Origin of the sequence: Knoellia aerolata DSM 18566, assembly GCF_000768695.1 — a bacterium.
GTDB lineage: Bacteria > Actinomycetota > Actinomycetes > Actinomycetales > Dermatophilaceae > Knoellia > Knoellia aerolata.
On record NZ_AVPL01000041.1, the window covers coordinates 12,941 to 34,504 of the forward strand.

Genomic DNA, 21,564 nt, shown 5'->3' on the forward strand with positions numbered 1-21,564 from the left:
CGCTTGTTGACAGCCCACTGGACAGAACGCTGGGAATCGACGGTCATCGGGTGCGGGCAGCCTCCGTGAGCCAGAAACTGACGATCGAACCAAGTCGGTCATCGGCGGGTGGCCAGTCGCTGAATACTTGGCGACCCAGGTTGCCGATCGTCGAGGCTGGCACTTGCTCCCAGCCCCCGGCCCTCAGCATCGGCTTGTTCTGATCGAGGTATCGCGGGTGCGGGTCGGTCGCCACCTCCCACTTCGCCTCCGGGACGGCGCTCCTGACGATGTCGATCACGTAGGAGATCAGTCCGTCGAGCAGCTCGAGGGAGGCCTGGTTGAGTCGCTCGTGCTCCCCGAGACCCAGCCTCGACCAGGACGGCTGCTTTCCGGACGGCCCCAGCCGAAGCCTGTTCTTCGCCCACACCCACAACGGTCCGAGGCTCTCGACCGAGTGGTCCAGGTCGACAGCGTCGCCCACGGCGACCTCGAGACGCCGCAGGGCGGGGGGCCGCTCCCTGAGGAACTCCTCGAGGGCGGCGGCCGCCTGCTGCTCAGTCAGGTCTGCGTACGAGGTCATGGAGGATGGCTAACGTACAAGACCCGCTCCCGTCGAGCAGGTCAAAGACGGCGGGGCGAAACCGATCGACCACACCGCTTCCGGCGAGCGGAAGCCTGCACGCACCCGCACTCAGGTTCACGACGTCACGTTACGGCTGGCCGAGTCGGTGTCGCACCACCCTCCGGCGCAGGGTGGGCGACGTCTCGACTTCGTAGCCTGCGTCGAGGAAGACCTGAAGCAGCCCGACCGACGCCTCGTCCCAGATGACGGTCTTGCCCGGCGGCGGCTCGGTGGGGTAGCCCTCGAGGACGCGAGCGCCGACCTGCCTGCCGTACTCGACGGTGGCGGCGGCGAGCTCGTACATCAGCCCCTGTCGACGGAAGCGCTGACGCACGACGAAACAGGTGACCGACCAGACGCCCTCGAGGTCAGGGTCCTTCCGCATCCACGACTTCTGCCGCGCCCAGATCCTCGGATAGTTCTCCCGAGGCTCGACCGCGACCCAGCCGGCCGGCTCGCCATCGACGTACCCGACGAGGCCGGACGTCGGGCCGGTCGTGCCGCAGCCGGCCTGCTCCAGCAGGGCGGCATCACGCTCCTCTTGGGTCGTGTCGCGCCAGATCCAGCCCGGGACCTTGAGCGCCTGGCAGCGGCACTTGCGGGCGCCGCCGGCGCCGAACACGGCCTCGACGTCCTCGCGCGTCGCGTCGTTGGCCGGTCGCCAGCTGAATTCGGGCACACACCGAGACTAGGGTGAGCCAAGGCAAGTAACGCGTGACGGTGCATCCGCGATCTCCAACCCAGGTCCACGACCGACACCGATCACCCCACGCCGGTCGCACATCCCCGGCCCCAGTTCCGTCTCCCGCAGCCCCCGCCCGGACCCGGCGTCCAGGGCCCCACCATCAGTCCCGCCCTTCGTTGTCCCCTCCCCACGAGAAACCAAGATCCCCGACACCTCCGAGGACCTGCGAGATGGCGTAGGGAAGGAGGCACTCCCGGGGAGGTCGTCGTGGCTCGCAGGCGCAGCATGATCGGCGCTTTCCCGGCGCCCCGCGCCGTGGACCTCCGGACACTCCTCGTCCCCGAGGATGGGGATGCACCATGTGACGAGGTCCGGGGTGGTGTCGGGTGGATCGGGGCCGTCGACGCTGCGCCTCGTCGAGGGTCGCGAGGAGCGGTGCCCAATGGGTGCGGCGATTGACTGCGAAATGGCGTCGGGTTCCTCGTGCGATGCCCCCCTTCATGCTGTTGCTCACCGCTTCCAGGCGACGAGAACTGACATCCTTGCCGGGTGTTCCTTCGCCGAGTGAGCCCTGGCTCCCGCCGTGAGCCGTTCTTCCGGCACCCGGCGCAGGTGGTGGCCTTCGCGTTCGCGGCGGCCGGTGCAATCGGCACGGTGTTGTTGATGCTGCCGACGTCACGTGCCGGTGAGGGCGGGGCACCGTTCGTCACGGCACTGTTCACGGCCACCAGCGCCGTGTGCGTCACGGGCCTGACGGTGGTCGACACTGCCGCCTACTGGACGGTGCCGGGCCAAGCGATCATCCTGGCGCTGATACAGGTGGGTGGCTTCGGGATCATGACTCTCGCGTCGCTCATCGCGCTGTTCCTCTCACGTCGGATGGGGCTGCGCACTCGCCTGACCGCGGCGGCCGAGACCAGGAGCGTGGGTCTCGGGGACGTGCGCCGGGTCCTGCGCGGGGTGTTCCTCATCACCGTGGTGGTCGAGAGCGCCATCGCCGTGGTCCTCACCCTGCGGTTCCGTGCCGAGTACGACGACACGTGGGGCACCGCGGCCTGGCACGGCCTCTTCCATGCCGTGTCGGCGTTCAACAACGCTGGGTTCGCTCTGTTCAGCGACAACCTCATGGGCTTCCTCGGCGACGGCTTCGTGCTGATGCCGATCTCCGTGGCGATCATCATCGGTGGCCTCGGGTTCCCCGTGCTCATGGAGCTGCTCCGCACCCGCCAACCCCGCACCTGGAGCCTCCACACGCGACTGACGCTCCTCATGACCGTGGTCCTTCTCGTCGGCGGCACGGCGTTCATCACCCTGGCCGAGTGGGGCAACCCCGGCACCCTGGGGCCCTTCGACCCACTCGGCAAACTGCTGGGTGGCTGGTTCCACGCCGTCCAGCCACGCACCGCCGGCTTCAACGCCTGGGACTACGGGGTCGCCACCGACGAGACGCTGCTCGGAACGATCATGCTCATGTTCATCGGCGGCGGCTCCGCCGGGACAGCCGGCGGCCTGAAGGTCACCACCTTCATCGTGCTGTTCTTCGTCATCGTGGCCGAGGTCCGCGGCGATGACGACGTCATCGCCTTCGACCGACGCATCGAACACCGGGTCGTCCGCCAAGCCATCACCGTCGCGCTGCTCGGCGTTGCTGCCGTCATCGGTGGCACGATGGTCCTCACCGAACTCACCGACCTGCCGTTCCGCGACGTCCTGTTCGAGACGACCTCCGCGTTCGCGACGGTAGGCCTGTCCACCGGAATCACACCCAAGATCGGCGACCCGGGACAGTTCGTTCTGGTGGCACTGATGTTCCTCGGACGCCTCGGACCCATCACCCTCGTGTCAGCACTCGCCCTGCGGGAGCGGAACCGCCGCTACCGCTACCCCGAAGGAGCCCCTCTCATTGGCTAAGAAGATCGCACAGTCCGGAGGCGTCGTCGTCATCGGACTCGGACGCTTCGGGAAGTCCCTCGCCGACGAGCTGGAACGAGACGACGTCCAAGTCCTCGCCATCGACCAGGACCCCAAGCTCGTCCAAGACCTTGCGGGCCGATGGACCCACGTCGTCCAGGCGGACTCGACAGATCTGCAGGCCATGGAACAGCTCGGCGTCGGCGACTTCTCCAAGGCCGTCATCGGCATCGGCAGCAACCTCGAGGCCAGCGTCCTGACAGCCTTCGTGCTCCGGAAGCTCGGCGTGAGCGACCTCTGGGCCAAAGCCGTCACCACCTCGCAGGGCGAGATCCTCGAGCAGGTCGGTGTCTCCCACGTGGTCCGCCCCGAGCACGCGATGGGCAAACGTGTCGCCCACCTCGTCCGCGGCCGGATGCAGGACTACATCGAGTTCGACGACGGGTACGCCATCGTCAAGACCGCACCACCCCCCAGCATTCTCGGCCGCACACTCGCCGAGGCCGGGGTCCGCCAGAAGTACGGCGTCACCATCGTCGGCATCAAGACCGTCGGCAAGGACTTCTCCTACGCGACCCCGACGTCCGTCGTCAGCGAGGGCGACCTCATCATCGTCTCGGGTGAGCGGCGGAAGGTCGAAGCCTTCTCCGACCACGACTGAGGCGTCCGCGACGACTTCACGGTGGTGCGCCTCGACACGTCGGCGCGGGCAGTGACGGGCCTGGTCCGGCTCCGCGCCCTGGACCCCTGGACCCCTGGACGACGGTATGCCGTCTGCGTGGGTCTCGATGCCGGCTCCCCCCAGGTGCACTGATCGACGCACCCGCGTGGTGCGGCGACGCCAGACCGAGGGCTACCGTGCGATGGACGGGCGCACCGCAACGAAGGTCCTGCTCACCCTGTGACAGCACACCACGGAGACCTGATGCTCACGACGACTGCACCCAGCCGGTCTCGCGCACGGCTGACCGTCGCGCTGTCCGCGACAATCGCCGTGGTCGGTACCGCCTGTGGTGGCGCCCAGCCGCCCAACGACACCGCCACACCCCGAGAGGGCAGCATGAGGATCCAGATCAGCATCGGTGGGGAACGCCTCACCGCGACCCTCTCCGAGGGCGCGGCCGTCCGAGACCTGGTGGCGCAGCTGCCGGTCACCGTCTACATGGTCGACCACGGGCAGTTCGAGAAGACCGGCCGGCTGCCGTCGCCGCTCTCCCGGGAGGGGCAACCCGACGGGGCGGACCCCGACGTGGGCGACGTCGGCTACTACGCCCCCGGGAACGACCTCGTCCTCTACTACGGCGACCAGTCCTACTTCCCGGGCATCGTCATCCTCGGCCGCCTCGACGGCGACGCGGCGCAGCGCCTCGCTCGACTCGACGGTCCCGTCCGCGCGCGCGTGGAGGCACGCGATGACTGACTTTCCCACCACGCCGGAGCTTGCGGACTTCCTCGCGCACGTGAACCGCGGCGCACTCATCAAGGGTGGCTCGTCAGAGCACCAGTTCATGCAGGACGCCGCCCAGTCCGCCCTGCGGATCGTCTCCGAGCTCAACGGCGGGTACCGCACCCCTCAGGAGATCCGGGCCCTGTTGACTCAGCTCACCGGTCAGGAGGTCGATGAGTCGGTCACGGTGTTTCCACCCTTCTACAGCGAGTTCGGCATGAACCTGAGGCTCGGGAAGGGCGTGTTCATCAACATCGGCTGCCGCTTCCAGGACACCGGCGGCATCAGCATCGGCGACGGGAGCCTCATCGGCCACGGCACCACCCTGACCACGCTCAACCACAGCCCGGATCCCGACAGGCGCGCCGACATGGTGCCCGCACCGATCGTCATCGGCCGGAAGGTCTGGCTCGGCGCCGCCGTGACCGTCGTTCCCGGTGTCAACATCGGCGACGGAGCGATCGTCGGCGCCGGTGCGGTCGTCACCAGGGACGTGCCAGCCCACACCATCGCTGCGGGCGTTCCCGCCAAGGTCATCCGGGCGACCGGCTTCGGCGACCCCCTCACCTGAGCGGGTCTCCAGTCCCCGACCGGGAGATCGCCGCTGCCCTGTCCGCCGGCCGGGTAGAGCGCGGCATACTGCTCGAAAATGCCTGGACGGCTACGGGAGGTTGTCCACGGCGGCGGTGAGGAACGTGTCAAGGTCCTCGGTCGTGAACGCGGGCTGGACTCCCAAACCCATGACGATGTCGACCACCTGCAGGTTCATCAGGACCGGCCCCTGGCGCACCCACGAGGTGTGGAGCAGCCAGTACGTCCCGCCTCCGGCCTCCTCCACGGTGGTCAGCTCCCCAAAGCGGCCCTCGCCCACATCAGGGATGGTCATCGACTCAGCCTTGCCGGGCCCCTCCTCGCCGGCAGGGATCTCCCCCTCGCAGGCGCGCACGCCGTCACGCAGCGCGTCGATGGGGTTGTCCTCGGACTGGTCGAGCTGCCGGAAGGCCTGCCACCGCAGCGCTTCCGCGGCCGCACGAGACTCCTCACTGGCCTTCGCGCAGAGCCGGAGGCTCGGCAGCATCTCCCGCTGGGACTCGGGCACCACCCCGTCAATCGCGCTCTGCGCGTCCGGAGGCACGTTCACGCTCCAGGTGCCGTCGTACGTCTCCGCCGTCACCAGCGCGGCCGCCAGCTGCTCCGCTCTCGGCACGGCCGCCTGGGACGAGGATGGCGAGGCGCTGGACCCGGATGGGGACGGCGCCGACCCGGAGCCATCTCCGGCGCAGCCACCCAGGAGCAGGATGGCTGCCCCGGTGCACAGGACGATGAATCGGACGCGGCTCATCGTGGCACTCCACTCGGGTCGTTGCTCGCCACGCCGTCAGCGCCCCGCGCGCTTCGACCATCGGCTCGCGAGGTTTGCTCCCCCGTTGCGGCCAGCAGGAACAGCGCCCCGACCACGAGCATCCAGAGCACCACGGCCGCGTTCGTGAAACCGGGACCTGGTGGCAAGGCCCCGGTCCGTGCATGACGACATTGACGACGAGCGCCACGAACTGGACCAGCGCGACACCGGTCAAGAGCTTCCCGGCCCGACCTGGTCGGTGCACGGCGAGGAAGCTCACAGCGACGACGAGCGCCATGTCCATCACCGTTGCCACCGGCCCCCAGTCTTCGCTGGGGATGACGTCGGCGAACGCGTCGATGACGGCGAACAGGGTGATTCCCACGGCAGCCAGGAGAAGCGCACGCGCTGCGGGCTCCGGGTGACGAAGGGCGGAGACGCTGAGGGCGACCGTCGGCAGGAACCACAGGGCCGTGACCCCTGTCGCGATCCCCCAGGGCCAATCCGTGAACGCGTAGCCCGCGGCGAGAAGACAGCCGGCCAGACCGACGCCCAGCCCGAGCGCCAGGCCCGCGGATTTCTGTGTCTTGGTCAACATCGCGTGCTCCTGTCCTTGACTTCCAGGGTGGGTGACCCGATCGGCCTGCGGGCACGGCCCGGACGGCGCTACCCGCTCAGCCAGCCCAGCCCTTCCGCGACCTGCTGAAGCGACACGGCCGTCAGGAGGACGCCCACGCCAGCGGCGGAAACCACCGACCAGGAGTGGTCGTGACGACGGATCACCGCCATCAGGCCGGTGACGGCTGAAGCGGCCGCGCTCACCAGGATCCCCACGCCCGCCGCAGTCAGGACCCAGTTGTCCGAGAAGCTCTCGGCAGACTCCAGTCCAGCCGAGAAGGCGACCGCAAGCGCAATGGTGCCGCCGAGGGCCACTCCGCTGAGGGAGAGTGCCCATGTGCCCAACCGAGTCTCGGGCGGCCAGCGCATGCTGTGGTGGGTGTGCAGCGGTGCCGTACTCACGGCGTCCACCTCCCCGAGGGCCTGCCCGGCTCTCGGGCCTCTGCCCTCAAGCTCACGGTAGATCGCCAGCACGCAACGCGTTTAGAGGCGAAGGTCCCATCCGCACGAGGGCTGCTTCGCCGAGCTGGACGAGCGTGGCTGGCCAGCCCACACGTGCATCGTGCACCGGCTCGCCCGGAGGAGCGCGCCCGCCGGCTCAGGGCCTGGTCGCGAGGATCCCGTCCTCGTCGGCCCACAGGGTCTGGCCCGGAACGAAGTCCACGCCGCCGAAGGAGACGGTCACGTCGCGCTCCCCCACGCCGTCCTTGGCGCTCTTGCGCGGGTTGGACCCCAGCGCGAGTGCTCCCAGGGGAAGCTCGCGGATGGCGGCCACGTCGCGCACGGCCCCGTGGATGACGACACCGGACCAGCCGTGCTCGACCGCGGAGGCGGCGATGAGGTCACCCATGAGGGCAGATTCCAACGAGGCCCCGCCGTCGACCACGAGCACCTTGCCGTCCCCCGGCTGGGCCAGGGCGGCCTTGACCAAGGCGTTGTCACGGTGGCACCGCACCGTGCTGATGACACCGGAGAACGCGGTGCGGCCTCCGTAGTGGCGCAGCTGCACAGAGCAGGACTGGAGCGCATCACCGTGCTCGTCGTAGAGGTCGGCCGTGGTGGGCGAGGAGTCGGTCATGGGTTCAGCTCTCCTTGACGGCGAGGACTTGGCATGTGGCGTCCAACAGGATCCGCTGGGCGGCCGAGCCGAGGAGCAGCTTGCCGACCGGCGATCGGTGCCGCAGGCCGATGACGATCACCGAGGCCTGTTCGGCCTCCGCCACGTCGAGGATCACCTGGGCGGCGTCGCCGCCCTCCTCGACCCGACGGACCTCGAACTCCATCCCGAGGTCCTCGAGGTCCCGGCGCACGATGTCGAGCTGCTCCTGTCCGGCCCGGTGCGCGTCGACAAGGACGTCGTCGCGCGACATGTTGACGACCAGCAGCGGTTCGTCGCGACGTCGAGCCTCGGCAACGGCGGCGGTGAGTGCCGCTTCTCCGAGCGGGTTGGGGACGAACCCCACGAGCACGGTCATGTCAGGCCTCCGATGAGTTGATGCTGGTGCCGGCCTTGACGTTCGCCAGGTCGTCGGGCCCTCGGCCGCCGTCGGGGCCGCGCCCGCCCTTGTCGCTGCCGCCGCGACGGCGGCGAACCAGGCTGATGAGTGGCCAGACGAGAGCGAGGACGATGAGGAAGTAGCAGACCCAGGCGACCGGTCCACCGATCAGTCCGTTGAGGTCGCCACCCGTGAGCTGGAGCGAACGGCGGCCCTGACGCTCGACGAGCGGGCCAAGGATCACGCCCACGATGAGCGGCAGGACGGGGAGACCGAAGCGGCGCATGGCGAAGCCGAGCAGACCCAGCACGAGCAGCAGCCACAGGTCGAACGGCTGCGAGTTGACGGCATACGCACCCATCGACGCGAAGAAGAGGATGCCCGCGTACAGGTAGGGGCGCGGGATCTGGAGCAGCTTGGCCCAGGCCGGGGCAAGCGGCAGGTTGAGCAGGAGCAGCATCGTGTTGCCGATGAACAGACTGGCGATGAGCGCCCACACGAGTTCCGGCTCCTTGTTGAGCAGGAGCGGACCGGGCTCGATGCCCCATCCCTGCAGCGCTGCGAGCATGATCGCCGCGGTCGCGTTGGTGGGCAGGCCGAGCGCGAGCATGGGCACCAGGGTCCCCGCGGCGGAGGCGTTGTTGGCCGCCTCGGGTCCGGCGACGCCCTCGATCGCGCCGTGGCCGAACTCCTCGGGGTGCTTGGAGAGCTTCTTCTCGGCCGTGTAGGAAAGCAGGGTCGGGATCTCGGCGCCACCTGCAGGGAGGGCACCGAACGGGAACCCGAGGGCGGCGCCACGCAGCCACGGCTTCCATGACCGGGCCCAGTCGCTGCGACCCATCCAGGGGCGCCCGACGGGGATGACCTCGCCTGCCTTGCGGCGCAGGTGGGCCGCGACCCACAACGCCTCGCCCACGGCGAAGATGCCCACCGCGACGACGACGATGTCGATGCCGTCGGCGAGCTGCGGGACCCCACCGGTGAGCCGCTGCTGACCGGTGACGAAGTCGATGCCGACGACGCCGATGGTCAGTCCGAGCAGGAGCGCCGTCAGGCCGCGGATGCGCGAGGCGCCGAGAACGGCCGTGACGCCGGTGAAGGTCAGAAGGATGATGGCGAGGTACTCCGGCGCACCGAGGCTGACCGCGAACTTCACCACCGGCGGCATGAGGAAGACGATGCCGAGCGTGCCGAGCGTGCCGGCGACGAAGGAGCCGATGGCCGAGGTGGCGAGTGCTTGCGCGGCCCGGCCCGACTTGGCCATCTTGTTGCCCTCGATGGCGGTGACGACCGACGACGACTCTCCGGGGGTGTTGAGCAGGATCGAGGTCGTCGACCCGCCGTACATGCCGCCGTAGAGGATGCCCGCGAAGAGGATGAGGCCCTGGATCGGCTCGAGGCCGTAGGTGATCGGCAGGAGCAGGGCCACCGTCATGGCCGGCCCGATTCCGGGCAGGACTCCGACGGCCGTGCCGACGGTGACGCCGAGCAGCGCGATGAGGAGGTTGATCGGCGACAGGACGTCGCTGAACCCGCCGAGGAGGCTGGTGATGTTGTCCATCAGAGGATTCCCTGGAGGATGCCGGCCGGCAGGTTGACGCCGAGGCCGATGGCGAACGCGTAGAAGGTGACGAGCGAGAGGACCGCTCCGATCGCCAGGCCGCGAATGTGGTGGCGGTTGCCCAGCGCGAAGGCGCAGCCCGCGAAGAGCAGCGCGCCGCTGATCACCCAGCCGAGCGGCTCGATGAGGAGGGCGTTGACGGCGAACGCCGCGATGAGCAGGCCGATGGTGCGCCAGTCCACCGGGGTGGAGAGGTCGATGTCCTCACCCTCCTCGGCGTCACCGGTGCCGCCCTTCGAAACGTCCACGGCGTAGAAGGCGGAGACGATGATGAGCAGCACCCCGAGGAGGATGGGCATCGGCTTGGGACCCAGCGGGTCGTTGCTCGTCGCGACGTCCGCGATGCCGATCGCGTCGAACAGCACGTAGGCGCCGAGCAGTGCCAGGGCGGCACACAGCCCGTACTGGGCGCGGTCCTTCACCTGCCGACCCCCGCCGGCCGGGGCGGCGGCCGGAGCCACCGCCCCGTCACCGACGCGGATCTCGGGGTGCTGCTCGCTCATGCGAGGCCCAGCGACTTCAGGAGCTCAGCGACCGACGTGTCCTGCTCCTTGAGGAAGGTGCCGAACTCGTCACCGGTCTCGAAGGCGTCGGTCCAGCCGCGCTTGGTCAGCTCGGCCTTCCAGCCCTCGGACTCGTGCATCTTGGTGAGGGCGTCGACCCAGACCTGCTTGTCCTCGTCGGTGATGCCGGGGGGCGCCACGATTCCGCGCCAGTTCGTGAACACGAGGTCGATGCCCTGGTCCTTGAGGGTCTTGACGTCCTTGAGCGCCTCGATCGGCTTCTCGCTGGTGACCGCGAGCACGCGGACCTCACCGGCCTCGACCTGGTCGAGGAACTCGCCGAAGCCGCTGGCGCCGAAGGCGATCTTGTTGCCGAGCAGGGCGGGGAGGAGCTCGCCGCCACCGTCGTAGGACACGAAGCTGACCTGCTTGGGGTCGATGCCGACCGCCTTGGCCAGCTGCATCGGCAGCAGGTGGTCCGGACCACCCGGGGACGAGCCGCCCCCGACGGCGAGCTTCTTGGGGTCGGCCTTCCAGGCGGTGACGAGCTGGTTGATGTCCTGGTAGGGCGAGTCCTTGGGCACGACGATCGCGCCGGCCTCCTCGATGAGCTTGGCGATCGGCGTGGTGTCGGCGAGCGTCGCCTGCGACTTCTGGGTGTATGCCGCGCCCACGACTCCGAGGCCCATCTGCATCGCGAGCTTGCCGTTGCCCTTCTCGTTGACGATCCGCTGGAGGCCGACGGTGCCGCCGGCGCCCGGGAGGTTGAACACCTGGACCGAGCCCGTGACCTTGGAGTCCTCGAGGACCTTGGCGGCGGTTCGCGCGGTGGTGTCGTAGCCGCCACCGGGGGCATTGGGGACCATGAGCTGCAGGCCGGTGGCCGGCTTGCTGTCGGCGGTGGCACCGCTGGCGCCGGTGTCGGCGTCCTTGTCGGCGGTCGCGCCACAGGCGCTGAGGAGGATGGAGGCCACGGCTGCAGCGGCAACCAGACCGGGGATACGAGTTCTCATCGGTGAGGCCTCTTTCGCGGGGGGAGGGGAGAGCGGGATGATCGTCTCCCCCGGCGATGCGGTCTGTCGCCCTTGTGTCGGCAGTGAAGGTTGAGTTCATAGTGGTCATGCGTGCCCTGCGCCACCGGACCCTCGCGGGGCAGCTGCTGGTGCTCCAGCTCGGCATCATCCTCATGGTGCTCATCAGCGTCGGAGGGGTGTCGCTGGCGCAGTCCGAGGCCACCTTCACCCGGGTGGAGGGCCGTCGGGTGTCGGCGCTGGCCGAGCTCACGGCGGCCAACCCGCTCGTGCGTTCGAACCTCGAGGTCCCCGAGGAGCGGACCGGCCTGGCCACGCTCGCCCTGCAGACCGTGGCCCAGTCCAGCGTCACCTCGGTGACGATCGCCGACGAGGACGAGAACGTGCGGGTGTCCACCGACCCGCTGCAGGAGACCCGCCCCATGCCGCTCGGTTCGACGACCGTCGGCACCGGAGCGAGCTGGTCGGGCACGATGATGATCGACGACGAGCGCTTTCTCGTCAGCCAGGTCCCCGTGCTCAGCCTCGAGGAGGACCGCGTGGGCGAGCACCTCGGCACGGTGATGATCGCCGAGTCGTTCCCGTCGGTGTGGGAACGACTCCGGGGCGCCTCGTCCTACCTGCTCACCTACCTCGGCATCGCGCTGGCGCTCGGGGTGGCCGGGTCGTGGCTGCTCGCCCGCCGGATCAAGCGGCAGACCCTCGGCCTCGAGCCGCGCGAGATCACCGGCCTGGCCGAGCACCGCGAGGCGCTGCTCCACGGCATCGCCGAGGGCGTCGTCGCGCTGGACCCGCAGCAGCGCATCACCCTTGTCAACGACGTGGCCCGGCGGCTGCTCGACCTGCCCGAGCACGCCATCGGCATGAGCCTGCGGGACCTGCGCGTCGAGGGCCGGCTCCTGGAGGTCCTCACGGGTGAGGGGGTCGCCGACCCGGACGGCGCCGACGACCTCCCCCGCGACGACGTCGTCATCCGCCGGGGCCGGGTCCTCGTCATGAACCGGATGCGGGTCGTGCGCGACGGGCGGCACCTCGGCACTGTCACCACCCTTCGTGACCGCACCGCGCTGGCCGCCCTGGAACGCGAGCTCGGCGCGTTCCGCAGCACGACCCAGCTGCTGCGCGCGCAGACCCACGAGTTCGCCAACCAGCTGCACACCATCAGCGGACTCATCCAGATCGGCGAGTACGACGAGGTCGTGCGCTTCGTCGACGCGGTCACCGAGCGCCGCCACTCGCTGGACCTGCTCGTCAACAGCCGGATCCAGGACCCTGCTGTCGCAGCGCTGCTCATGGCGAAGGCCTCCATCGCGTCCGAACGCCGCGTCGAGCTGCGCATCTCGGAAGAGACCTCCCTCGACCGGCTCCAGCCCGAGGACGCGGTGGACGTCGCCACGGTCGTCGGCAACCTCGTCGACAACGCGCTCGACGCCGTGAGCGGTGGGCGGCCGGGGCAGTGGGTCTCCGTCGCGATCCGCCACGACGCCGCCAGCGTCGAGGTCGCCGTGTCCGACTCCGGCCCGGGAGTCTCGCCCGAGGTTGCTGCCGAGGTCTTCACCCACGGGTTCACCACCAAGGCCGCGACTGCCGGTGAGCGAGGGATCGGCCTCGCCCTCACCCGGCTGATCTGCCAGCGGCGTGGCGGCGAGGTCCAGGTCGCGAGCACCCATGAGGGTGGGGCCATGTTCACCGCCCACCTTGGCATCGCGCCCGTCGCGGAGTCAGTCCGATGATCCGCGTGCTGGTCGTCGACGACGACTTCATGGTCGCCCGGGTCCATCACGGGTTCGTCTCCCGCACGCCCGGCTTCGAGGTGGTGGGTGTGGCGCACACGGGGGCCGACGCGCTCACCATGGTGAACGAGCTGAAGCCCGACCTTGTCCTGCTCGACCTCTACCTCCCGGACCTGTTCGGCCTTGACGTCCTCGCCCGGCTGCGGACCGAGGGGGCGGAGTGCGACGTCGTCGTCATCACTGCGGCCACGGAGGTCGACGCGGTCCGCGGAGCGCGACGCCAAGGGGTCGTCGACTACGTGCTCAAGCCGTTCGGCTTCGAGGACCTCCGCCAACGGCTGGAGCGGTATGCCGCACAGCACCAGGTGCTCGCCACCGACGAGTTGCGTGGTCAGCAGGACATCGACCGCGTGCTGTGGCCACGTGGCGCTGGTCCAGCCGGCGCTCTGCCCAAGGGGATGAGCGCCGAGACGGCGGGTCTGGTCGAGACGGCGCTGCGCGAGGCCGACGGCACGCTGTCAGCGTCCGAGGCGGCGGCCCGGGTCGGGGTGAGCCGGGTCAGCGCGCGCCGGTATCTCGAGTACTTCTGCACGGTCGGGCGCGCCGAGGTGTCCCTTCGCTACGGCAACGCCGGCCGGCCAGAGCGCCGATACCGTTGGGGCGCCTGAACCCGACTCGCCTCACCGGTTCCACGACTGGACGACGCCAGAACGTGAATCGTCCAGAGATGCGGCGTCGCCGGACGTTGACCATGGCCCACGACAAGAGGAATGTGGTGAGGGCAGCCGGTTCCGCGCGATTCTTGAGGAGGGGCCATGCCGACGCATCAAGGTGATCTTGCGCTGCTCGAGGATCCCGTGGCACAACGCCTGTTGACGTCCCGGGCGCCCGCCCGGCTGGCCTACCTCTGGACCGACGGAACTCCTCGGGTGATTCCGATCGGATTTCATTGGAATGGCACGGAGCTCGTCCTCGGGACCCCACCGGATGCGCCGAAGACCAGGGCGCTGGTCGATGGGGTGAAGGTCGCCGTTTCCATCGACACCGACACGATGCCCTACGACGTCCTCCAGATCCGGGGCAGCGTGCGCACTGATGTCACTGATGGGATCGCGCCCGAGTACGAAGCCATGGTCCTTCGCTGTCAGGGCCAAGACGCGGGCCGTGCGTGGCTGGACAGCCTCCGGCAGATCTGTCCGCGAATGGTCCGCGTCTTCATCACGCCGGAGTGGGTCGGGATCCTGGACTTTCAGCAGCGGTTCCCCAGTGCCATCGAGCGCGCCATGGAGCGAGCGGCGACGGCTGGCTGACGCCGGCCACCCGGCATACCAAGCCGGCCACCCGGCATACCAACGAAGGCGTTGAGTGGTCCGAGGCGGACACCGGTCACTCGGCGTCGGTGCGCGCACCCCACGTCGACCCGGCAGTGGGAGTGAAACGTAGCCCTGGCCGGCCCGCCTTCGGCATCCTTGGCCGGCGTCAGCCCATCACGAGCCCTTCGATGTCGTGCTTCTGGGTGATCGGCACCAGCTCGTCGACGACCGGGCAGGAGAGGTGGTCACGAACCCGCTGGGGAAGGCTCTGCCAATAGTCCTTGGTCACGGCGAGGTCATGGTGGGCGTCGTTGCCGGCGCCTGGCGCATCGACGCCCAGGACGAGCACCGGACGGGCGACGGACGAGCGGTTCGGTGTACCGCGGTGGATGGTCAGCGCCGAGCGGGCGGAGATGTCACCCACCTTCGGGTACTTGCGCTGCGCCAACCGCTCATAGCGGTCGTACTCGGACTGCGGCGGGAACTGTTGGTGGTCGAAATCGTCCCCCCGGTCCCAGTGCGTTCCCGGCGCGATCTCGAACGGACCCATCTCGTCGGTCGTGTCCACGGTGGTCAGGTTGAACGCCAAGGAGGTGAGCCGGCCCTGGTCCTTGGTCTCCGGTGGACTGGGGAAGTCTCGGTGCCACGGCTGCAACGTCGCGCCCGGGAACGGCGTGTCGAACCCGACCTCGACGATCGTGTACTGCGGCCCCAAGACGGTCTCACAGACCAGTCGCACCCATGGATGGTCGACGAGCTCCACGAAGCCGCGCAGGGCCTGGGGATGGATCTCGACGTACCACCGGTTGGGGCCACGTCCCACCGCACCTCCCTCGCGGGACCTCGCCTCTTCGAACGCAGCGTCGACGTCCGCTCGAACCTGCTGAACCCAGGCTTCGGCAAAGGCACCCCTGCGGACCACGATCCCTTCGTTCTGAAGGCCATGCCGGATCTCGGCTGCGTCGGACTCCTCCGAAATGCTGTCGCTGCTCATGTTGTGGCCCGGCCGGGGTCAGGCGGAGGAGTTCTTCAGGGCGGCGAGGCGTGCCTGGACCTCGGCATCGTCGGCGGAGTCATCCAGCTCGGCGAACTGGTCCTCGAGCGTCGTGGCCTGGGCCTCGGCGCGTCCTTGCACCATCGCCTCCTGCGAGCGGATCCGGTCCTCGAACCGGCTGAGCTCGCTGGTGGGGTCCATGACGTCGATGGCACTCATCGACTGCTGCACCTGGGCCTGAGCCTCCGCGGAGCGCGAGCGTGCGATGAGCTGCGACCTGCGGTTCTTGAGGTCCTCGAGCTTGGTGCGCATGACGGTGAGGCCGTTCTTGAGCTGCTCGACCGTGGCGAACTGCTGCTCGATCCGGGGCTCCGCCTCGGTGACTTCGCGCTCGTAGCCGATCTGACGGGTGAGAGCGACCTTGGCGAGCCCGTCGAACTTGTCCGCTCCGGCGGTGTCACCGGCGTTGCGGAGATCGTCGGCCTTGGAGGAGGCGGCGGCCGCCTTGCGGCCCCACTCCTGCGCGGCTTCGCGGTCGATCCTGAGGTCCTCTTCGGCCATTCGGGTGTTGGCGATGGTCTGGGCCACGGCCTCCTCCGCCTCGGCGATCGAGTTGGTGAAGTCGGTGACCAACTGGTTCAGCATCTTCTCCGGATCCTCGGCTCGGTCGAGGATGGAGTTGATGTTGGCCTTCGCCAGCTGGCTGATGCGGCCGAGGATGCTCGTCTTCTGGGTCATGGTGATGCCTCCGGTTGTCGTGCATGTGGGGTGCGGATGCTGGCCGTGCGACGTGTTCTGTTTCGCGGGCGAGCTCGAGTGCCTTGTCCTGGTGCGTCGCTCAGAAGCGACCACCCCCTCCGAAGCCGCCGCCACCGAAGCCGCCGCCGCCGAAGCCGCCCCCCGACCCGCCCCAGCCCCCGCCACGGTTCCCGAATCCGCCGCTGAGGATGCCACCCAGGATGAGTGACGTGGGGTCGAGACCTCGGGGTCCGGCCACGGTCCCTCGTTGGCCACCCCACGAGTCGAGGTCGTCCTGGGCCTGGGCCAGTGCGCGCTCACCCTCGGCCTCGGCCTGGTCGAGCAAACGGGTCGCCTCAGGGGGATCAGCGAGCAGCTGCCCGGCCTGCCGGTGAAGACTGATGGCGGTGGCGATGCCGGTCCGGGCTTCCGATCGGACGGCGCCCCGGCGGCTGGCGATGTACTCGTCGATGCTGGTCAGCCGCGTTCCGACCTCGTGGAGCCTGCGTTCGAGGAGCTGGCTCGTCCGCTGGTTCCGGGTCTCCACCTCGCGATACCTCGCGAGCGCGTTGTCGAGGTCCTGCTCGGCCCGCGTCAGGGTCCGGATCGCGGCCAGCGGGTCGCCGGTGTCCCGAGCCGCCACGCCCTGGTCGATGGCGGCGCGAGCCGCCTCCACGGCGGTTCTCGTCAGCTGGTCGTCGGCGCCGAGCCGCTCGGCGTCAGCAACGTCGGACGAGATCGACGTCAGGGACGCATCGATGCGCTCCACCGCCCCGGCGAGCTCCGTCCTCGCCTGGCTCACCGAGGTCAGGAGTGTGTCGGCCTGACCGACCGCCTCCTCGGAGGCCCGACCGGCAGCCACCGCAGCGGGTCGATCGCCCGCACTCACGTGGTCCGTCCCGGTCCTGATGAACGCCTCCGCCGAGGTGAGCAGCTGCTTGGCCTGCTCCACATTGCCCGTCACCGTTCGCAACGCCTCCGCGCGGTACTGCGTGGCCAACCCGGCGAGCTCCTGCTCGGCGACGGGCAGCCGGCGACGCACCTCGCCGGCACGGACCTTCAGCTCAGTCAGGAACTCCGGCACCCGCGCCTCCAGTGCGCGCAGACGGGCGAACTCGGCCTCCTGTGCGTCCAGGCTGGCGTCAGCTGCCGACGCAAGCGCGATGATGCGCTCGAGGGAGCCGCGACGATGGCCCTCGTCGACAGGCCCCATGGACTCAGCGTCATCGAGCTCACGCTGAAGTCGGAAGGCCTCCCCGGCGTTGTGCCGCGCCTCGTCCAGTGCGGACGCGAAGACCTGGGTGGCCTGCACGCCGAACTGGGCCTGAGCGTAGGAAAGCTCCTCGGTCGAGGAGCGGATCGCGTCGTCGACGTCCACCAGCGCCGCGGCCGCGCGTCGTCGGAGCTCGTCGGTCGGCACCGGCGCAGCCGCTTCGCCCGCCGGGGACCCGCCGGTCCCGCCCTGGCCCGCGCCGCGACGAGAGGACGCCCGACGGACGAGGCCGTATGCGACGACCCCGCCCACCGGCAGCAGGAGAAGCCCCCAGGGGAAGTCGGAACCGTCGCTGTCCCCGGCGGTCGAGCCCGACTCCGAGCGCCCGCTCACGGCACGTCCGTAGCCCTCGCCCGCGGCGCGGACGGCGCCGCTCCAGTCGTTGTCGGCGAGCGCGGGCTCGATGTCGCGGGCGCGCACCTGGCTGTCCTCGCCGGGAGAGATCCCGGACTCGGCCGTCGTCCAGGTGCCGTAGCGGCGCTCCTGCACCGCGACAGCGACCAGGACGTCGTCGCCACCCATCCCCGACATGGAAAACGTCTGCTCCGCCCACGCCTCGCCGGACAGCCCGTCGAACGTGTCCACGAAGACGACGAAGATCTGGACGCCGTCGCTGACCCGGACCTCTTCGAGCCCGGCCCGCAGTGAGGTGAGCTCGCTGCCCAGCACCCCAGCACGATCGGTGAGCTGGTCGGGCACGTCGAACGGCGCATCGGCCGGCAGGACCACTGCGACAGCCGAGACGGGCGCGCCGCCCACAGACGCAGCGGCGATGCCGACGGACGGCCCCAAGGTGAGAAAGAGAGCTGCGGCAAGAGCTGAGCGCATGCCCCAAGGCTGTCCTCTGCCGCCCCGCACCCCCACCTCCTCGATCGACACGTCTCGCCCGCGCGCACGTCGACTCGGGCATTTCCAACGTACCCCCGCGCGCGCCCGCCCGACGTGAAAGCCCCGGGGAACCGTGGCCACATCCGCTGGCTGGCTTCGCTCTGGTTGCGTGCCCGGGTCCGCGATCACGTCTTGTCGCTGGTGAGCGAGACCCGTCGAATGTTCTCGCTGAGCGTCTTTGGGTTCACTCAGCGGAGTCAGGACTCTCGGGTGGTTCGCTGGCAAGCGCGGAGAAGAACGCAGACTTGCGCCGCTCGTAGTCGCCCGCACCCGGGGTCCCCGACTTGAGGGAGTTGTACTGGGCCAGCGCCTGCGGATCGTCGCGGAGCAGTCTCCACGCGAGGCCGAAGCGTCGGTCGTGCTCGGAGTCCACAGGCGTGACTGCCAGGCCCGTGGGGCGATGCCCGGGAAGGTCGAAGACGGCGAGCGTGGCGGCCCAGGACAGCGGGCTGGCCACGGGGTATGCCCCCCTCAACCGGGCGACGACGTCACGGAAAGCATCCGGCGCCACCCGCAGGTGCAGGTCGATGTCACCCTTGGTGAGGGCACCGGGCACGCTGGCACCCCCGGTCACCCCCAGCTCGCCGTGCACGCCGAGCGCGCTGAGGGCGTCGGCGACCTCATCCCGGGTCTGCCTCGCCAGCTCCAACAGGCCATCCGACCACATGAACTCGTCCACTCCTCCAGCAGATCACGTCCCGTAGCCGGCGTCGGTGGTCGCGCTGTCACCGCGATGCGCGACGGCCTCGCACTGTCCTGCTGCGGCCTCGGTGTCGACGCCGAGCTCGTTTCCACGTGGGTCAGCGCCTCAGTCGTGCACCCGACCGTCGACGAACATCTCCAACCGCCGCCGGGTGCTCTCCTCATCGACGGAGAGATGCCCGTTGGCCGCTCGGGCCGCCCAGCCCAACCGCGTCGCGAGGCGCGAGGCCTCCACCAGGTCGGCGTGCGAGAGGTGCGGGTAGGCGACCGCGTAGGGCGCGAGGAACGTGTCGCGAAACGGTCCGGTGTCGACGGAGTGCTCCACGTCGTCCAGACCCCAGGCGATCTGACCCTCGAGCGCGACGGCCAGGACGAAGAACGGGTGGGAGACACAGGCGTCCCCCCAGTCGACGACCCAGTGGTGACCATCGCGCACGAAGACCTGGCCGTCGTGGAGGTCGTCGTGTTGCACGGAGTCCCTGATGCCGTAGGCCGCCAGCTGCTCACACAGCTCGGCCACCCGGTCGGTCGCGGCGCGAAAGCGGGGCGCGGCGTCGATCTCTTCCATGAGGGCGGCGTAGCTCGCCGGGAGGGTGGCCAGCCGCAGGTCGGGGACGCCGATCACGAGAAGGGTGTCGACGTCGTCCTCCATGGCGACGCTGATCCGAGCCACCGAGTCCAGGACGGGGTGCCACCGCTTGAGGCTCGCCTCGAGAACCACGAGCTCACGCATCCGCTCCCCCGCGTCACGCATCAGCATCCAGCCGCGGTCGAGGTCAGCGGCCAGGAGCGGCTCGACCCGGTCGGGGACGCGCTCGGCCAGCAGACTGACCAGTGCCGCTTCCTGCTGGAGGGGGCCATGGTTGGCCTTGAACCACACCGGCCCGGTAGTCGTCGGGATCTTGAGCACGGTCGACCAGACCCGGACGTGCGGCTGCTCGGCGTTGCCGGTGCGCTCCAGCCCGAGCGCGTCGGTCTGCTCGTCCACCCACGCGTGGGCACTGGCAAGCCACGTGGGGTCGGTCCAGAGCTCGGTCACAGTCCCGTTCTATCGGCTGACGCGCCGTCCCGCACCACGTTGAGGCGTCGAGTGGCGGCGACACGTCGCAAGCTCGCGGCGGCGACTGAGTCTGACCACTGGACGCGCCTCCCCTCGGCTGGCCACCGCTGCCGTCTGGTGGTCGGGTGAGAGGCTGCCCATCTCGACGATGCGATGCGTGATGGCGTACGCGACCGCGGCGGTACGGGAGTCGACGTCCAGCTTGGTGAAGATGTTGGACACGTGGCGATGGACGGTGCGCTCACTGAGGTGCAGCTCGCTGGCGATCGCACGGTTCGCCTTGCCCCGGGCGATGAGGGACAGGACCTCGACCTCGCGTCGAGTGAGGCCGTGAGAAGCGGGAGCACCGTCTGTCGCCGCGACGATACGGTCCAGCTGAGCCAGATCCGGACGCGCGCCGAGCCGCTGGAACGTCTGTTGGGCCGCGAAGAACTCAAGCCGCGCACCGTCCTCGTCACCGGGCGCGCGAGAGGCCCGCCCGATCAAGACGTTCAGTCTTGCCCGCTCGTGCGGAGCGTCCTGCTCCTGCCAGGTCCCGACCGCCTGCCGGAGCAGCGGCAGCGCCCGCGCGGGATCGCCCTCGGAGAGCGCCAGCGCGCCTCGCACGGCGGAGGTCTCGGCCGCGAGTGCCGGTGTTGTCGTCCCCCGCGTGATCTCCTCGAACGCGGACACCGCATCCCGAGCCGCCTCGATCCTCCCTTCCTCGAGGTGGATGGTGACCGCGGCCTTCAACAGGTCCAGGCGCTCCGGTCTCGAGGTCACCTCGGTCAACGCTCGACGTATGCCGGCGGATGCGGCCTCGAGGTCACCTTCGGCGAGCCTGAGGAGGGCGAGCCATGGCTGCGTCGGGCAGCCGTGTTCCCCGCACGGCGGTAGGCGTCCTCGGCGGCACTCGACTCGCCCCGCATCCGCTGGACCTCACCGAGCTGCAGCACCTCAGCCTTCAGCTGTGGAGCAGTTCGCGTAGCCGCCGCGCGTTGCGCACCGCGTTTCCGTCGCCGTCGTTGTTGAAGTATGCGTAGACCTCCCGACCTGCCCTCTCCCACTCGCGAATCCGGTCGGCCCACCAGGAGAGCTCGTCATCCGAGTAGGAGCCTGCGTACAGCCAGTCGTTCGATGGACCATGCAATCGCACATAGACCAGCGGCGCCGTCGACTGCAGCACACACGCCAGCCCGGCTCCGCTCATCACGCAGTACGACGCCCTATGCCGTGCCAGGAGCTCGAAGACCGCCTCCTCGTGCCAACTCGGATGGCGCATCTCGACCGCAACCTGGACCCACCACGGCAGCCGGGCGAGGAACCACCCCAAGCGCTCGTCGTCACGTTCCAAGGTCGGCGGCAACTGCACGAGGAGGACGCCGCGACGGTCATACAGTTCGTGCCACGACGCCGAGATCCTGTCCACCCAGACCTCGGGCCGATACAACTTCTTGGCATGCGTCAAACCTCTTGGCGCCTTTACCGACATCCTGAACTCGGCCGGGAGGCGGTTACGCCAGCGCGCGAACGCGGCATCCCGCGGCCACCGGTAGTGGCTCGCGTTCAGCTCGACTGTGTCGAACTCACGCATGTATGTCAGCGACGGGTGAAAACTGACCCCTG

Annotated in this window: 23 protein-coding genes; 7 read left to right on the top strand and 16 right to left on the bottom strand. The window is 69.4% G+C overall.

Annotated features, from left to right (window positions below; all coding sequences use genetic code 11):
* Positions 1-43: 43 nt before the first annotated feature.
* Positions 44-562, bottom strand: a complete 519-nt coding sequence (locus N801_RS13580; RefSeq protein ID WP_035938779.1) for a hypothetical protein — start codon at positions 560-562, stop codon at positions 44-46.
* Positions 563-692: 130 nt separating this feature from the next.
* A complete protein-coding gene (locus N801_RS13585) occupies positions 693-1,283 on the bottom strand; it encodes a GNAT family N-acetyltransferase (protein WP_035938782.1) in 591 nt (196 codons plus the stop codon).
* 555 nt (positions 1,284-1,838) lie between these two features.
* Between N801_RS13585 and N801_RS13590 the strand changes: the two genes are divergently transcribed.
* The 4 genes from N801_RS13590 to N801_RS13605 all read left to right on the top strand — a co-directional run bounded on the left by N801_RS13590 (position 1,839) and on the right by N801_RS13605 (position 5,218).
* A complete protein-coding gene (locus N801_RS13590) occupies positions 1,839-3,200 on the top strand; it encodes a TrkH family potassium uptake protein (protein ID WP_211254736.1) in 1,362 nt (453 codons plus the stop codon).
* Positions 3,193-3,861 carry a potassium channel family protein gene (locus N801_RS13595; RefSeq protein WP_035938788.1) on the top strand — a complete coding sequence of 223 codons (669 nt, stop codon included), beginning with the start codon at positions 3,193-3,195 and terminating at the stop codon, positions 3,859-3,861. The genes N801_RS13590 and N801_RS13595 overlap by 8 nt, the downstream gene beginning before the upstream one ends.
* Before the next feature lie 264 nt (positions 3,862-4,125).
* On the top strand, positions 4,126-4,620 hold the full coding sequence (locus N801_RS13600; protein WP_084108945.1) for a cyclophilin-like fold protein: 495 nt from the start codon (positions 4,126-4,128) through the stop codon (positions 4,618-4,620).
* Positions 4,613-5,218, top strand: a complete 606-nt coding sequence (locus N801_RS13605; RefSeq protein ID WP_035938793.1) for a DapH/DapD/GlmU-related protein — start codon at positions 4,613-4,615, stop codon at positions 5,216-5,218. The genes N801_RS13600 and N801_RS13605 overlap by 8 nt, the downstream gene beginning before the upstream one ends.
* Before the next feature lie 90 nt (positions 5,219-5,308).
* Here the strand turns inward: N801_RS13605 and N801_RS13610 are convergent, their stop codons facing one another.
* The 7 genes from N801_RS13610 to N801_RS13640 all read right to left on the bottom strand — a co-directional run bounded on the left by N801_RS13610 (position 5,309) and on the right by N801_RS13640 (position 11,240).
* Positions 5,309-5,989, bottom strand: coding sequence for a hypothetical protein (locus N801_RS13610; RefSeq protein ID WP_035938796.1), 681 nt, complete (start codon positions 5,987-5,989; stop codon positions 5,309-5,311).
* Positions 5,990-6,655: 666 nt separating this feature from the next.
* The gene (locus tag N801_RS13615) at positions 6,656-7,009 is read right to left on the bottom strand and encodes a hypothetical protein (protein WP_156996771.1); all 354 of its coding nucleotides are present in this window, start codon (positions 7,007-7,009) and stop codon (positions 6,656-6,658) included.
* A 196-nt stretch (positions 7,010-7,205) separates the two neighbouring features.
* Entirely contained in the window at positions 7,206-7,685 is a 480-nt protein-coding gene (gene rraA, locus N801_RS13620) for a ribonuclease E activity regulator RraA (RefSeq protein ID WP_035938803.1), read from the bottom strand.
* Positions 7,686-7,689: 4 nt separating this feature from the next.
* The gene (locus N801_RS13625; RefSeq protein WP_035938805.1) at positions 7,690-8,082 is read right to left on the bottom strand and encodes a universal stress protein; all 393 of its coding nucleotides are present in this window, start codon (positions 8,080-8,082) and stop codon (positions 7,690-7,692) included.
* 1 nt (position 8,083) lies between these two features.
* Entirely contained in the window at positions 8,084-9,664 is a 1,581-nt protein-coding gene (locus N801_RS13630) for a tripartite tricarboxylate transporter permease (protein WP_035938807.1), read from the bottom strand.
* Positions 9,664-10,227, bottom strand: coding sequence for a tripartite tricarboxylate transporter TctB family protein (locus N801_RS13635; RefSeq protein ID WP_052113011.1), 564 nt, complete (start codon positions 10,225-10,227; stop codon positions 9,664-9,666). The genes N801_RS13630 and N801_RS13635 overlap by 1 nt, the downstream gene beginning before the upstream one ends.
* Positions 10,224-11,240, bottom strand: a complete 1,017-nt coding sequence (locus tag N801_RS13640) for a Bug family tripartite tricarboxylate transporter substrate binding protein (RefSeq protein WP_035938809.1) — start codon at positions 11,238-11,240, stop codon at positions 10,224-10,226. The genes N801_RS13635 and N801_RS13640 overlap by 4 nt, the downstream gene beginning before the upstream one ends.
* A gap of 107 nt (positions 11,241-11,347) precedes the next feature.
* Here N801_RS13640 and N801_RS13645 point away from each other — a divergent pair, with 107 nt between their 5' ends.
* From N801_RS13645 to N801_RS13655, 3 genes are all read left to right on the top strand, one after another.
* Positions 11,348-12,991 carry a sensor histidine kinase gene (locus N801_RS13645; RefSeq protein WP_035938828.1) on the top strand — a complete coding sequence of 548 codons (1,644 nt, stop codon included), beginning with the start codon at positions 11,348-11,350 and terminating at the stop codon, positions 12,989-12,991.
* Positions 12,988-13,659, top strand: a complete 672-nt coding sequence (locus tag N801_RS13650; protein WP_035938811.1) for a response regulator — start codon at positions 12,988-12,990, stop codon at positions 13,657-13,659. Before N801_RS13645 ends, N801_RS13650 begins: the two co-directional genes overlap by 4 nt.
* 147 nt (positions 13,660-13,806) lie before the next feature.
* Positions 13,807-14,301 (top strand): pyridoxamine 5'-phosphate oxidase family protein, encoded by a 495-nt coding sequence (locus N801_RS13655; protein WP_035938813.1) that lies wholly within the window; start codon positions 13,807-13,809, stop codon positions 14,299-14,301.
* A gap of 169 nt (positions 14,302-14,470) precedes the next feature.
* On the opposite strand, the gene N801_RS13660 is transcribed toward N801_RS13655, so the two are convergent.
* The 7 genes from N801_RS13660 to N801_RS13690 all read right to left on the bottom strand — a co-directional run.
* Positions 14,471-15,298: a phytanoyl-CoA dioxygenase family protein gene (locus tag N801_RS13660; protein WP_035938814.1), complete on the bottom strand. Its 828-nt coding sequence runs from the start codon at positions 15,296-15,298 to the stop codon at positions 14,471-14,473.
* Positions 15,299-15,316: 18 nt separating this feature from the next.
* A complete protein-coding gene (locus tag N801_RS13665) occupies positions 15,317-16,036 on the bottom strand; it encodes a PspA/IM30 family protein (RefSeq protein ID WP_035938816.1) in 720 nt (239 codons plus the stop codon).
* A 100-nt stretch (positions 16,037-16,136) separates the two neighbouring features.
* Positions 16,137-18,137 (bottom strand): TPM domain-containing protein, encoded by a 2,001-nt coding sequence (locus N801_RS13670; RefSeq protein WP_084108951.1) that lies wholly within the window; start codon positions 18,135-18,137, stop codon positions 16,137-16,139.
* A gap of 244 nt (positions 18,138-18,381) precedes the next feature.
* Entirely contained in the window at positions 18,382-18,876 is a 495-nt protein-coding gene (locus N801_RS13675; RefSeq protein ID WP_052113013.1) for a GrpB family protein, read from the bottom strand.
* 129 nt (positions 18,877-19,005) lie between these two features.
* Complete coding sequence (locus tag N801_RS19850; RefSeq protein ID WP_052113015.1) at positions 19,006-19,938, bottom strand: phosphotransferase; 933 nt, start codon at positions 19,936-19,938, stop codon at positions 19,006-19,008.
* A gap of 9 nt (positions 19,939-19,947) precedes the next feature.
* Positions 19,948-20,721: a response regulator transcription factor gene (locus N801_RS13685; protein WP_052113017.1), complete on the bottom strand. Its 774-nt coding sequence runs from the start codon at positions 20,719-20,721 to the stop codon at positions 19,948-19,950.
* Positions 20,722-20,902: 181 nt separating this feature from the next.
* A partial coding sequence (locus N801_RS13690; RefSeq protein ID WP_035938833.1) for a DUF72 domain-containing protein occupies positions 20,903-21,564 on the bottom strand: 662 nt, incomplete at its 5' end.

Bases quoted from the DNA above. Each gene is read 5' to 3' on its own strand.
- N801_RS13580 (WP_035938779.1), bottom strand. From the start codon at position 562: ATGACCTCGTACGCAGACCTGACTGAGCAGCAGGCGGCCGCCGCCCTC.
- N801_RS13600 (WP_084108945.1), top strand. From the start codon at position 4,126: ATGCTCACGACGACTGCACCCAGCCGGTCTCGCGCACGGCTGACCGTC.
- N801_RS13605 (WP_035938793.1), top strand. From the start codon at position 4,613: ATGACTGACTTTCCCACCACGCCGGAGCTTGCGGACTTCCTCGCGCAC.
- N801_RS13610 (WP_035938796.1), bottom strand. From the start codon at position 5,989: ATGAGCCGCGTCCGATTCATCGTCCTGTGCACCGGGGCAGCCATCCTG.
- rraA (WP_035938803.1), bottom strand. From the start codon at position 7,685: ATGACCGACTCCTCGCCCACCACGGCCGACCTCTACGACGAGCACGGT.
- N801_RS13625 (WP_035938805.1), bottom strand. From the start codon at position 8,082: ATGACCGTGCTCGTGGGGTTCGTCCCCAACCCGCTCGGAGAAGCGGCA.
- N801_RS13630 (WP_035938807.1), bottom strand. From the start codon at position 9,664: ATGGACAACATCACCAGCCTCCTCGGCGGGTTCAGCGACGTCCTGTCG.
- N801_RS13635 (WP_052113011.1), bottom strand. From the start codon at position 10,227: ATGAGCGAGCAGCACCCCGAGATCCGCGTCGGTGACGGGGCGGTGGCT.
- N801_RS13640 (WP_035938809.1), bottom strand. From the start codon at position 11,240: ATGAGAACTCGTATCCCCGGTCTGGTTGCCGCTGCAGCCGTGGCCTCC.
- N801_RS13645 (WP_035938828.1), top strand. From the start codon at position 11,348: ATGCGTGCCCTGCGCCACCGGACCCTCGCGGGGCAGCTGCTGGTGCTC.
- N801_RS13650 (WP_035938811.1), top strand. From the start codon at position 12,988: ATGATCCGCGTGCTGGTCGTCGACGACGACTTCATGGTCGCCCGGGTC.
- N801_RS13655 (WP_035938813.1), top strand. From the start codon at position 13,807: ATGCCGACGCATCAAGGTGATCTTGCGCTGCTCGAGGATCCCGTGGCA.
- N801_RS13660 (WP_035938814.1), bottom strand. From the start codon at position 15,298: ATGAGCAGCGACAGCATTTCGGAGGAGTCCGACGCAGCCGAGATCCGG.
- N801_RS13665 (WP_035938816.1), bottom strand. From the start codon at position 16,036: ATGACCCAGAAGACGAGCATCCTCGGCCGCATCAGCCAGCTGGCGAAG.
- N801_RS13670 (WP_084108951.1), bottom strand. From the start codon at position 18,137: ATGCGCTCAGCTCTTGCCGCAGCTCTCTTTCTCACCTTGGGGCCGTCC.